The 12,835-nt window shown below is 30.7% G+C and carries 10 protein-coding genes; 1 reads left to right on the plus strand and 9 read right to left on the minus strand.

Features of this window, described 5'->3' with window-relative positions; all coding sequences use genetic code 11:
- Window positions 1-11: 11 nt before the first annotated feature.
- Genes htrA through ACTB1H_RS00955 form a run of 6 tightly spaced genes read right to left on the minus strand, consistent with a single transcriptional unit; the run spans window position 12 to window position 6,771 of the window.
- A complete protein-coding gene (gene htrA, locus ACTB1H_RS00930; RefSeq protein ID WP_463260954.1) occupies window positions 12-1,148 on the minus strand; it encodes a serine protease HtrA in 1,137 nt (378 codons plus the stop codon).
- A gap of 11 nt (window positions 1,149-1,159) precedes the next feature.
- Window positions 1,160-1,954, minus strand: a complete 795-nt coding sequence (locus ACTB1H_RS00935; RefSeq protein ID WP_463260955.1) for an MBL fold metallo-hydrolase — start codon at window positions 1,952-1,954, stop codon at window positions 1,160-1,162.
- A 17-nt stretch (window positions 1,955-1,971) separates the two neighbouring features.
- Window positions 1,972-2,838, minus strand: coding sequence for a two-component system regulatory protein YycI (locus tag ACTB1H_RS00940; RefSeq protein ID WP_463260956.1), 867 nt, complete (start codon window positions 2,836-2,838; stop codon window positions 1,972-1,974).
- 11 nt (window positions 2,839-2,849) lie between these two features.
- Window positions 2,850-4,259 carry a hypothetical protein gene (locus ACTB1H_RS00945; RefSeq protein ID WP_463260957.1) on the minus strand — a complete coding sequence of 470 codons (1,410 nt, stop codon included), beginning with the start codon at window positions 4,257-4,259 and terminating at the stop codon, window positions 2,850-2,852.
- 21 nt (window positions 4,260-4,280) lie between these two features.
- Entirely contained in the window at window positions 4,281-6,080 is a 1,800-nt protein-coding gene (locus ACTB1H_RS00950) for a HAMP domain-containing sensor histidine kinase (RefSeq protein ID WP_463260958.1), read from the minus strand.
- 1 nt (window position 6,081) lies between these two features.
- On the minus strand, window positions 6,082-6,771 hold the full coding sequence (locus ACTB1H_RS00955) for a response regulator (protein WP_463260959.1): 690 nt from the start codon (window positions 6,769-6,771) through the stop codon (window positions 6,082-6,084).
- A gap of 282 nt (window positions 6,772-7,053) precedes the next feature.
- Here ACTB1H_RS00955 and ACTB1H_RS00960 point away from each other — a divergent pair, with 282 nt between their 5' ends.
- The gene (locus ACTB1H_RS00960; protein WP_463260960.1) at window positions 7,054-9,750 is read left to right on the plus strand and encodes a cation-translocating P-type ATPase; all 2,697 of its coding nucleotides are present in this window, start codon (window positions 7,054-7,056) and stop codon (window positions 9,748-9,750) included.
- Window positions 9,751-9,787: 37 nt separating this feature from the next.
- Here the strand turns inward: ACTB1H_RS00960 and ACTB1H_RS00965 are convergent, their stop codons facing one another.
- From ACTB1H_RS00965 to ACTB1H_RS00975, 3 genes are all read right to left on the minus strand, one after another.
- Entirely contained in the window at window positions 9,788-11,191 is a 1,404-nt protein-coding gene (locus ACTB1H_RS00965; protein ID WP_463260961.1) for a peptidoglycan DD-metalloendopeptidase family protein, read from the minus strand.
- A 223-nt stretch (window positions 11,192-11,414) separates the two neighbouring features.
- Window positions 11,415-12,320: a diacylglycerol/lipid kinase family protein gene (locus ACTB1H_RS00970; RefSeq protein WP_463260962.1), complete on the minus strand. Its 906-nt coding sequence runs from the start codon at window positions 12,318-12,320 to the stop codon at window positions 11,415-11,417.
- Window positions 12,307-12,825 carry a DUF4446 family protein gene (locus ACTB1H_RS00975; protein WP_463260963.1) on the minus strand — a complete coding sequence of 173 codons (519 nt, stop codon included), beginning with the start codon at window positions 12,823-12,825 and terminating at the stop codon, window positions 12,307-12,309. The genes ACTB1H_RS00970 and ACTB1H_RS00975 overlap by 14 nt, the downstream gene beginning before the upstream one ends.
- Between the last annotated feature and the right edge of the window lie 10 nt (window positions 12,826-12,835).

The raw sequence follows: 12,835 nt of genomic DNA on the forward strand, positions 1-12,835 counted from the left end.
ATCTTCCCCCATCAATCAAAATCTACATTTAGTTTCAATATCTCGCCATTTCTATTTATCTCAACTACCACTCTATCGCCTTTTTCATAATTATATAGTTCTTTTCTTAAGGCAGATAGACTGTTTACTTCCCTGTTTCCAATTTTAGTTATTACATCCATAGGTTTTATCCCTGCCTTATCTGCTGGTGAATTAGGTAATACTTCTACAACTAATACTCCTTTTTCTGCCTTTATGTCAACTCCCATTTGCCTTTCATAAAGATCTATATCAGTACCTGAAATTCCTAATGCTACTGGTTCTAAATTACCTTTAGTTATTACATTGTCTAATATTGGCTTTACAGTGTTTATAGGGATAGAAAATCCTAAACCTTCACCAGTTTGAATCTTTGCAGTGTTTATCCCAATCACCTGTCCTTTAGCGTTTAGCAAAGGTCCTCCACTATTTCCAGGATTTATTGAAGCATCTGTTTGAATTAAATCTTCCATTACATTATATCTTGTAATTTGAATTGATCTGTGAAGCCCGCTTATTACACCTGCAGTCACTGTTCTTTGGAATTCAAGCCCTAAAGGATTTCCTATTGCAACAGCAATTTCACCAACTTCTAATTTATCTGAATCTCCTAATTCAGCTGCTAATAAATTCCTTGCATTTACTTTTATAATAGCTAAATCAAGGGTAGGATCAAACCATATTACATCAGCTTTGTGTGAATCACCATTTTCAAATAATACATTTATCTCTCTAGCCTTTCCATCGCCTATAACGTGTGAATTTGTCAATATATATCCATTGCTGTCTACTATTACGCCTGACCCAATTCCTTCAACTGTCCTAGACCATATAAACTCCTGCTGTACTTGTATAGTTGTTATCCCAACAACAGAACTCATTCCTTTTTTTGCCACTGCTGTTATTGTGTTTATTTCATCAGTTGGGGTTATATCGATTGTGTTTATTATAGGGGGTTCAGTGCTATATTGATATATCTCTGGCAACGGCAATATTTTTCCATAAAGGTAATTTGGTGCAACATATGCAGTTATTATACCTCCGATTATAGCTCCTACTAGAGCAACTAGAAAATAAGAAATTTTTCTAGGTTTCCTTGATTTATGATAGTAACTTCCATAATTATCCATATTTCTTCCCCCTAAATGTTAAATATCTCAGTATGATTATCTCTATTAGTTAATTGAATATTTATATCTTTTTCTACATCAAATCCGATTTCTTTAAGCCCATTATAAATGGTTTTATACGCTAATTGTGGTAAATTATTCTCCTTGCTCAAGTGAGCTAACAGTACATGTTCATTTTGTCCAAACAGAACTTCACTTAGTATACTAAGACAATCATCATTTGATAAATGTCCTTTATTTCCTAATATCCTTTTCTTTAAGTGGACTGGATATCTACCGTTTTTAAGCATTTCTATATCATGATTTGCTTCAATAAAAAATAGGTGTGAGCCTTTTATCTTTGTTTTTATACCCTCATTTACGCATCCTGTATCTGTTAGTATGCTTATTTTTTTCATCCCATTGAAAAACAAATACCCCACTGGATCTATAGCATCGTGGCTTATATTAAAAGGATGTATCAGTATATCATTGATTTCAAAGTTTTTGTTAGCTTTAATAACTTTTATATTTTCTGATTTCACTTCCTTTATTATTGGTTCCATAGCTATCCAAGTTTTCTCATTTGCATACACAGGAATGTTAAACTTTCTTGATAGTATACCTACTCCTTTTGCATGATCTATATGTTCATGTGTGACTAGTATAGCATCTATATCTTTTGGCTCTACATCAATATTTTTTAATAGTTCTATTATTCTTTTTCCTGTGAAACCTGCATCTACTAATACTTTAGCCCCTTTAGTTTCTATATATTGACAGTTTCCACTACTTCCACTTGAAAGTGAGCAAAATGAAAATGACATATTTAACCTCCTAGCTACTACTCAAAGTCAAGAATTATTTTATATCCATCACTGAATTGAACTCTCCATGCAGGTATAGTTTTCCCTTCAACAACTTCTTTATATCTTGAAAAATAATCTTGTTTTTCTGGATCAAAATAATAACAAATGGATATATCTATTATTTCTTTGCCGTATACTTCTTCTCTCATCAACAATTCTAACAAAGCTTTTTTGGCAGGTAACGTCTTTAGGATTGATTCTCCCTCATTTTTTACATCAAGCCAAGTCCTTTCCATTCTAAATACTTTTCCATCCTTTATTTCAAAATTTGTAAATGATGATTCTACGAAATTATCACCATAAGTGTTAGAATAAAGAAGATAGTAGCCATCTTCACTAACAGTTGAAAAAGTAATTTTCATATCGTCGGTTCTAAAACCTCTGTCTTTAAGGAAATTTAAAGCTATCTCTTGTGCATTCTCTAAGCTATTATCTAAATCTATTTTGCTACTGTATAATGATTTTTGATTTGAATCTGTTTTTTCTGCTTCATAAATAAGCAGTTTACCATTTATGACTGTGACTGTCTCGTTTTGCATATAGACTTCAAATAGGTCTTCATTTATTTTGTTTATCGTCCCCTCTCCATTGAAAAAGTCGAAGTTTATGTCATTAGCATTATATAACTCATACTCTACTACTAGCTCTCTTAACTTACTTTCTCCATTAGGAATATCAGCATTTAACAATATGTCCTTTTCACTTAATTTATCAATCAATTCACTTTTACTAAGTTCATATTCTCTTTCTCTTTCTCTTTCAATAATATATATGCTAGCTAATATTAAATTAACCACTAAAAGAGCTACGATTAAAATCGTCTTTGCCTTTGACCAATCCAACACAAAACCTCCTAATTAATATTCATCAGTATGCCGTTATATGCATTAAACAAATAATTTTTCCCAAATATATTTATTGTCCATACTGGTAAAAGTCTTTCATTCTTTAATTTTAAATTCGGATTATAGTAAGCTGGATAGATGTTTATTATTTGGTCTAGTATTTGGTCATTTGATATCTGTTTATTATCAGTTCCTTCATTATTTTCTGTGTACTGAGACTTTAAAAAATCCATATTTTTATTTATTATCTCTGAATAACTTAACATTGATGAATTCTCTTCATAGGAAGTATAGCTAAATTGATCTTTAATTTTATATATCTGTTTAAAGCTTCTTACTTCATTGTTAAATACTTCCATAACAACATCTTTTGAGCTTTCCTTGTTGTTTTCAAATACTTTTAATCCATTGTTCTTGTGGCTAAAAATAAATCTATAGCCTTTGCTATTCCCTGATTCAATCGGTATAATCTCATCCAGTATAAGCCCTGTTGGAAGAAATGCGTTTTTTGCTATAAAATTACTTGCTGTGTTTAGGCTAAGATAAAGATTTCTTTCTTTTACTTCATTCCTTAAAGGACTATAATACGACAAGAGTGAATTTGGATTGATTTTTAATACATTAGAATTATAGAAAAATATAACTGAACCATTATCCTCTTTTATCTGTCTAATGTAATATTTATCTACTTCAAAGAATTTTTCAGCTAATTTTTCTTTGTCTTCTGCGCTCATCAAGACTACTTGGTTTGATACATAAGTTATTGGCATTTTCATTTCTATTTTCTCATGCCAATATGTATTTTCGCTATATGATTGGTAATCTAATTTAATTTTGTTTATTCGATTTATATTTCCATTTTCTAATATCTTTTTTATCTTTAATATAAATTCAGACATATCTATATCTTTTGATTTGATAAGATAATCCTTTTCATTATTTGACAAGATTAATACAAATTCATCATCATAAAGGTAAAACCCTATTTTATCTATATTTTTTATAATATCTATTTTCTGATTTTCATTTTCTATATGGTATGCCCTTATTAAGATATTTAAACTTATTTCATATGGATAATAAAAAACTATGTCTGGATGCTTGAATTCATTATCTTCTTTCTTGTATTCAAAAACCTCCATAGTGTTATCTGTTAGGATTTTAGATAAAGTTCTTTTAGCTGTATTAAATAAGTTTTCCTCTGCTACATCGTAAACAATAAAAGCTTCATCTTCAGTTTTTATGAAAGCTTTGTGAGGTACTAACATATCCTCTAAGGTATAATTTTCAATTGGTGCAATAACTGTTTCTGCTTTTTGTTTAAATTCTAAATTTGTGTCTTGTGAAAGTAAATTTATCAAAAATATACTGGTAAAAACAAGTATGACCATAGTTAGTGTTTTTAATTTTTCTTTCATTTTATCTACTTCCTTTTATAGTTAAGCTTTATCTTCGAGCAAAGGTAATTTTATTTTAACAGTAGTTCCTATATTCAACTGACTTTCAATTTGAATCTCTCCACCGAATGCCTCAACTATTTCTTTTGCTATAGACAAGCCTAATCCAGTACCTCCTAAATCTCTGCTTCTACCTTTTTCTACTCTATAAAATCTATCAAATATTCTATCTTTGTCTTTGTTTGGTATACCTATTCCATTATCTTCTATATCTATATTTATTAAATTTTCTCCTTTATAAACTTTGATTTTTACCCAGCCATTTTCTTCAGTATATTTAATGGAATTGGAAACTATATTTTGAAATACTTGTTCTAAACCATCTTTGTCTGCATAAGTATAAAAATCAATTTCGTTTTCAAAAATTAACTTAATATTTTTATCATCTGCCATTATCTTTAATTTAGATAATGTATTTTCAATTATTTCATTTATACATAAAATTTTCTTATTCCATTTAGTCTTTTTATAATCTATGTTAGATAGTTGGAGTAAATCTCTTACTAATCTTGACATCCTGTCGCATTCTTCATCTATAACACTCAAAAATTTCTTTCTATTCTCTTCATCTAAGTCTTCGATCATAAGAGTTTCTGTGTAGCTTTTGATTGTTGTTATAGGTGTTTTTAGTTCATGGCTTACATTTGCAACAAACTCTTTTCTCATCTTATCTAAATTATGCTCTTGAGTTATATCCTGATAAACAATAATAATTCCTTCGATTGATTGTTGTTCATTTCTATAAGGAGCATATTTAACTTTATATACATTTCCGTTTATTTCAATTAATTTTTCTCCGTTTAAAGTGCTTTCATTTTTGTAGTCAATTTCTAAGAGTCCTAAATTTTGAGGTTCGAGCTTGTATTTGTTTTCCCCTATATCTGAGTCTTCGAGATTAAGTATTTTTCTGCCGATTGGATTTGCATGTATCAAATCTCCATTTTTATCGACAGCGATTACGCCTTCTTCCATGTAACTAAAAATTGTATCCAACTTGCTTCTTTCTAGCTCCATTTCGTCAATCGTTTCATTTAGCTTAAGTGTAAGTTGGTTAAACATGCTTGCTAGCTGACCTATTTCATCGTTCGATTTAACATCTACATATTGGTTAAAATTGCCTTGAGACATTTCAAATGCTTTTTTAGTCACATCTCTTATGGGCTCTGTTATGCTATTTGCAATTAAAAATCCTAAAAATATGGTCGTAGCAAGTGCGATTAAAGTAGCTCTAGCTAATATGGAGCGAGTATAACTTAATGTGCTTTCAACTGAGGATAAGTCAGATGTCATATAAAGGATTCCTGTAATTTGTCCACTTGTTGAGTAAACAGGATATGCTATATGTTTTAGAGCTTTGCCTTCTATTTCATCTGTTATGACTGCATTTGAAATTTTGCCTGAAAATGTATCTATAACTAGCTGTGGATCTATAAATTTATATGAAAGTGCCCCTTTGCCAATCAAGTAAATGTCTTCTTTTGCTGATGTAGCCAATATTTTGGGCACATCTTCATCATAGATAGCATAAATAGTCTCTCCTTGAGCAAATCTCCAGTCATTTAATGTGCTCTGAATTTGACTTTGATTTTCAAGCCAGTTTTCAGTAGCAAAATAACTTGAAGTAGATGATATGGCTTCGATGCTGTTTATCATAGATTGAGTTACCGCCTCTATTTGCTGATTTTGAAGCCTATTTACGATGAAAACACCAACTATTGACATAGCTATAAAAACTAATAAAAAGTAGACTACGATAAATCTCCATTTAATGCTTGAAAACATACTAGTCCCTCCTAAAGTAGTAGCCTACTCCTCTTTTAGTTAATATATATTTAAAATCCTCATCAGGTGTCTCAATTTTTTCTCTTAGTCTTCGAACTGTAACATCAACAGTTCTTATATCACCAAAGTATTCATAACCCCATACATTTTCTAGCAAATGTTCTCTAGTGAAAACTTGTCCCCGATTTAATGCTAAATGCTTTAGCAATTCAAATTCTCTAAGTGTTAAATTTATGGGTTCACCATTTTTCCTGACTTCATATTTTGATAAATCTATCGTCAAATCCTCAGTTTCAATGATTTCAATAGGAACAGGGTCTTCATTGAAATCAACTCTCCTTAGATTTGCTTTAACTCTAGCGACTAATTCTCTCATACTAAAAGGTTTTACTATATAATCATCAGCTCCTAATTCTAATCCTCTTATTTTATCTTCTTCATCTTCTTTTGCTGTCAATATTATTATAGGCATTTTGTAATTAGGTCTGATTTCTTTCAATACTTCAAACCCATCTTTTTTAGGCATCATTATATCCAATAATATTAGTTGATAATTATTCTCTTGAATGTTTTTTATGCATTCATCTCCATCAAAGCAAAGCTCTACTTCAAACCCTTCTTTTTCCAAGTTAAATTTTACTATATCTCCTATTGCCTTTTCATCATCGGCAACTAAAATCCTTGAAATCATTTTATCACCTCAAACAGATTGATAATTAAATTATCACTTAATTTAGAAGATAAGTCAATGTTAACAATAACTTAATTTAAGTATAATAAATATATATTGAATTTAAAATCTTTTTCTACTATAATAAATTATATCAAAAGGGAGTAGCTAGAAAAAGATAGTCGTCAATACGGTTTATGCCCGGCTATCACCTGTTCAGGTAGCAAGACTTTTGTTCATATTGATGGACAAAAGTCTTTTTTCTATTTACTCTGAATTTATTATAAAGAAAGAGGTGTAAATATGAGCTGGTATGACAAAAGTATTGGTGATGTCCTTAATGAATTAGATGTTGATATTAAAAAAGGATTAGACACCACAAAGGCTAAAGAGAGACTGGAGAAGTTTGGGCCTAACGAGTTGAAAGAAGAGCAAGGCAAAAGCTTCTTCAAGAAATTATTAGCACAGTTTAGTGATTTTCTCGTACTAATTTTAATTGCAGCATCCTTAGTTTCCTACTTCATTGGAGAAACTCAAGATGCGATTGTTATTATTGCTATTGTTATCGTAAATGCCATGCTAGGACTTTATCAAGAAGGCAAAGCAGAGAAGGCTTTAGAAGCATTGAAGAAAATGGCTTCTCCAACTGCTAAAGTAATAAGAGACGGAAAAACTATTGAAATTGATTCTAGGGAATTAGTTCCTGGTGATATTGTTATTCTAGAAACTGGAGATATTGTCCCTGCAGATTTAAGAATTATTGAGTCAAAAAATTTAAAAATTGATGAAGCATCTCTTACTGGAGAATCAGTAGCAGTAGAAAAAGATGCTGAAAAGATTTTAGAGGGTGATGTTTCCTTAGGTGATAGAGTAAATATGGCGTATATGAGCACTATTGTTACTTACGGTAGAGGTATTGGGGTTGTTGTAGGGACTGGAACCAATACTGAAATCGGTAAAATAGCTACTATGATACAGTCATTTGATGAAGAAGCTACCCCACTGCAAAAGAAATTAAATCAACTTGGTAAGATACTTGGTATTGCTACTATATTGATTTGTATCATTGTGTTTGTAGATGGTTTAATTCAAGGAAGAGATCCATTGGAAATGTTTATGGTTTCTGTAAGCCTAGCAGTAGCAGCTATACCCGAGGGGTTGCCTGCAATCGTAACAATAGTATTAGCTATTGGCATGAACAAAATGGTTAAAAGGAATGCTATAGTAAAAAAACTCCTGGCTGTTGAAACACTAGGTGCAACATCTGTAATATGTACCGATAAAACTGGTACATTAACACAAAATGAAATGACTGTAGTAAAAATGTATACAAATGATAAGATTATAGATGTAGAAGGTGTAGGGTATGAACCTAAAGGAAAGTTCAAATTAGAAGAAAAGGAAATTTCTCCAAATGAAGACAAAAATATTTTAAATCTTTTGATGATGGGAGCTTTAGTAAATGATGCAGAGTTAGTTGAAAATGGAGGACAATATAAAATAATTGGAGATCCAACTGAAGGTGCATTGGTAACTCTAGCTGCAAAAGGTGGTATAGATTTAAACTCATTGAAAGAAAAATATCCTAGAATCCAAGAAATACCTTTTGATGCATCTAGGAAAATGATGACAACTTTTCACGAAGGATTTTTTGAAAATAAGATTACCTCAATTACTAAAGGTGCTCCAGATTTAATGGTTGAGAAGTGTTCATATATATTATTAAATGGAGATGTAGTGCCTTTTACTGAGGATCTTAAGAAAAAAGTTTTGGATACTAATATTAATTTTTCAAAGCAAGCTCTCAGAGTGTTAGCTGTAGCATATCGAGTTTTTGATAAATTACCTGAAAAATTAGAACCTGAAATTATAGAAAAAGATATGATTTTTGTAGGGTTGACAGGAATGATTGACCCTCTAAGACCAGAGGCAAAAGAAGCAATAAAACTATGTAAAGAAGCTGGTATCGATATAAAGGTTATAACTGGAGACTATAAAGAAACTGCATTCGCAATAGCAAAAGAACTTGGTTTAGTAGAGTCTGAAGATGAAGCAATGATGGGTGATGAACTTAATAAAATATCTGATGAAGAGCTTAAAGAAGTAGTGAAAAAAGTTAAAGTATTCGCTAGAGTTTCTCCAGAACATAAAGTTAGAATAGTAACAGCTCTTAAAGATAACGGTGAAATAACTGCTATGACTGGCGATGGAGTAAATGATGCACTAGCAATTAAAAAAGCTGACATCGGTATTTCAATGGGTATAACAGGGACTGATGTGGCAAAAAATACTGCTGATATGATATTAACAGATGACAATTTTGCAAGCATTGTTTCTGCTGTTGAAGAAGGTAGAGTAATATTTAGCAATATTAAAAAATTTGTATTTTTCCTTTTATCCTGTAATATAGGTGAAATACTACTGGTCTTTATAAGTATAGCTGTGTTTAACTGGCCAATACCGCTTTTACCTATACAACTTTTGTGGTTAAACTTAGTTACTGATAGTTTCCCTGCTTTGGCCTTGGGTGTGGAAAAAGGTGACCCTGACATAATGATGCATCCACCAAGAGATCCTGATGAACCTATCTTAGATAAAAGATTGCTTCTATCAGTTTCTTTTCAGAGTTTATCGATAGCAGCTGCATCGTTGTTATCTTTCTGGTGGGCTCAAAATACTTTTGGAACAGAAAATTTAGTTCCAGTAAGAACTGTAGTATTTGCAACTTTAATAACAGCTGAATTGTTAAGAGCATATTCGAGTAGATCACAAAAATATACTCTATTTAGAATTGGATTTTTTACCAATAGACAAATGGTTGTAGCAACTTTGACTGCTTTTGTTTTGCTGTTAGCAGTTCTTTATGTTCCGTTTTTGCAAGACATATTCTATACACAAGGTTTAACATTTAATGAATGGAGAATAATTATTCCTTTAGCTTTCATTCCTTTAGTTATTGGGGAGCTGTCAAAAGTTTTAGTTTCTCGCTTCAATAAATAATTTTAAAGCTCTGGCTTATAATTAGCCAGAGCTTATTTTATCTTAATTTTGAAGAAGGATTGATATTTACTCCATTCTTTAATATTTCAAAGTGTAAATGAGAACCGGTCGAACTTCCTGTTGAACCCATTTTACCAATAATTTCACCTTTGTAAACTCTATTTCCTGTACTTACCAATATTCTACTCAAATGTGCATATCTTGTGATGTATCCATTTTCATGGTCGATTTCTATCATATATCCATATGTTCTATGATAGCCAGTAAATATTACTTTCCCACCATCTGCTGCATATATGTTTGTACCTACACTGTTTGCTATGTCTATTCCTAAATGCATTCTACTTCCTCTGTTTCCATAAGGAGAAGTTATTCTACCTCTAGTAGGCATCATAAAGGTTCCTGTTGCCATTGTCTTTGGTGGTTCTTTTGTACCTTTTGCTATCACTTCAGTTCTTGGTTCTGATATAACTACTTCTTTTACAATCTCTTTATCTACTAAAATACCATTGTGCCTAATTTCATTTGCTGTAACTTGAGCTTGCCCCTTTGTTCCTTTTGTTATTATCTTTTTTTGAGTATTATACATTGAGTCGTCTTCTTTTACTATTACTTCGTAATCAATATCTTTTGTATATTCTACCTCTTCCACTGTAACTACTGTAAGTAAAGGTTGTGGAACAACCAAGTTTACTTCATCCCCAGGCTTTAACTTTTCAGGTATTAAATCAGGATTTGCTGTTATGAGCTTATCTACATCTGTATCATACATCATTGCGATAGTCCATAAACTCTCTCCAACTTCGACTATATGTGTTTTTTTAGCTTCTTTTCCATCTCTTATTTTTTGTGTTACACTCTGAGTATCAGAAATATCGCTGATATCTACTTTGACCTTTTGAATATCAATATTTTCTAGTATTTCTACATCTTTAAGTATACTTTCTCTATCTGTGGTCTCTGCATATGGTTTTTTGATTTCTTCAATTATATTTTCGATTTCTTCACTGTTTTTGAAATAACCAATTGTTTCTCCTTCTATGATAAAAGCAAAGGCATCGATCTTAAAATCTATTCCTTTTTTTATATTGGTTTCCAATGTTTCTCTATCTGTCAATTCTCCTCCAAATACATTTGTTTTTTCAAAGCTGAGTTCCCCATTTAAGTCCACTTTAGCTTCATATGTATTTTCTAATTCTTCTTTTATACTGTCATATACTTCCATTGCCTCTTCAATTTCTTTTACAACTCCAACAACATCTTCTCCGATATATACATTATAAGCTTTTGTAGCTGTGTTAACAGCAGCAAAGCTTGGCATAGCTATCGAAAATACAGCGATTGAAATTACAATTTTATTAAAATATCTATTTTTATTTTTTATTTCAATTACTTTATTTGAAAATCTATTCCAATATTTCTTAATCCTTTCTTTATCCATCTTTCCCTCCCGTTGAACATTGTGTAGATTTTTGTAACTCTTTTGTAACAATTACTTTTTCATTATATCAATATGAACTTTTATTGACAACTTTTTAAGAAGATAAAATAAAAAAATGTAAACCAATAATACAACTAATAGATATGTGTCTATGTTAGTCATATTAAGGTTTACATCGATATAAAAAAATGGTATTATAATTACAATTAATTGTTACAAAAATTTAATATTTGATTTTTAGTTTTTTCGCATTCATTTTGAATGTAATTTTCTTTTTTTCTAAATGGTAAAGTTTCCCATCTAAGTTTAAAATCATATTATTCCCAGAATCTACTTCAACAATATCTGCCTTGCCTTCTACTACATACTTTTTATATCTAAGATGTTTTCCACTAAATATTGTCGGGAATAATGTCAGGACTCTGAATTTTAAAATATTTTTGACCATACAGTAACTTAGTCTATTGTCATCCACCGAAGCGTTAGGAAGTATTTTCATGCCTCCACCATAATATTTTCCATTTCCAACAGCAAAAAGCATCAAATCATTTTCAGATAATGTATTGTCAATTTTGATTGAAGTTCTAACACTTTTATATTTTACTAAGGCGAAAAACACTCCTATTATATATGCTTTTTTCCCCTTTATATATTCCTTTATCTTCTCGGTTTGATTTACTACTTCTGCATCTAGTCCTATGCTTGCTACATTTAAGAAATATCTGTCATCAGCTAATCCGACATCAATTTCTTTGTATCTTTGACCGGTTATTATATCCAAACATTTTTTTAAGTCTTTTGGTATTTCTAATGATCTGCAAAAGTCGTTGCCTGTTCCTCTAGGTATAATTCCTAAAACTCCGCTACCTTTATTTAATATGCCAGTAGCAACCTCATTTATTGTTCCATCTCCACCTACTGCAACATATACATCATAGTTAGGGTTTTCAAATATTATTTTTTGAGCATCATCTATAGCTTTGGTGAATTCAATTTTGTAGTTTAACCCTTTGCTTTGGCAATATCTCTCTACATCTACCGTCTCTTTTATAGCACTTTTATCTCCTGAGACTGGATTTATTAGAAAAAGAATATTTTCCTTGGTTGTTTTATTGCTATTTAAACCCAATCTCTTTCTCTCCTCTTTTTGCTCTATCTATAACTATCATCTCTTCGGGGGATAGAGGTATATTCGACTCTCCATTTTTTATAGGTTTTGCAAAGCTAACTGATTTTTCTCTGCCATATATACTTGTCAATACAAATCCATTGTTATATTTGTCCAATAGAGCTATGGAAAAGCTTAATTCACTTCCCATATCGGCAAAGGCATTGTACCTTAAAAATCCGATTTTTTGAATTGCAAATGTCAAATTAGTTTCAACTGTTAAAAGATTATCTTCTAGTCTTTTTAAGTTAGAATTGATATTATTTATATCTGAGTTTACATGCATGAAGAGTTCTTCAAAATTTACTCCAGAAAGCCCTTTAGTTAGATTTTGATATCTCTCTCTTTCATGCTTTATTTTGTTGTTTTGTACTAAAAACATGATAAATAAAATAATATTGAAAATTAACAATCCTAAAATAATATATGTTGTATAATCACTAATTGCAGATATAAATTGTTCCATTTTCTTACCC

The organism is Soehngenia sp., from assembly GCF_055108775.1.

Excerpts from the sequence above, each read along its gene's own strand:
- ACTB1H_RS00975 (WP_463260963.1), bottom strand. The coding sequence starts at position 12,825 with ATGGAACAATTTATATCTGCAATTAGTGATTATACAACATATATTATT.
- ACTB1H_RS00955 (WP_463260959.1), bottom strand. The coding sequence starts at position 6,771 with ATGATTTCAAGGATTTTAGTTGCCGATGATGAAAAGGCAATAGGAGAT.
- ACTB1H_RS00965 (WP_463260961.1), bottom strand. The coding sequence starts at position 11,191 with ATGGATAAAGAAAGGATTAAGAAATATTGGAATAGATTTTCAAATAAA.
- ACTB1H_RS00935 (WP_463260955.1), bottom strand. The coding sequence starts at position 1,954 with ATGTCATTTTCATTTTGCTCACTTTCAAGTGGAAGTAGTGGAAACTGT.
- ACTB1H_RS00950 (WP_463260958.1), bottom strand. The coding sequence starts at position 6,080 with ATGTTTTCAAGCATTAAATGGAGATTTATCGTAGTCTACTTTTTATTA.
- ACTB1H_RS00945 (WP_463260957.1), bottom strand. The coding sequence starts at position 4,259 with ATGAAAGAAAAATTAAAAACACTAACTATGGTCATACTTGTTTTTACC.
- ACTB1H_RS00960 (WP_463260960.1), top strand. The coding sequence starts at position 7,054 with ATGAGCTGGTATGACAAAAGTATTGGTGATGTCCTTAATGAATTAGAT.
- htrA (WP_463260954.1), bottom strand. The coding sequence starts at position 1,148 with ATGGATAATTATGGAAGTTACTATCATAAATCAAGGAAACCTAGAAAA.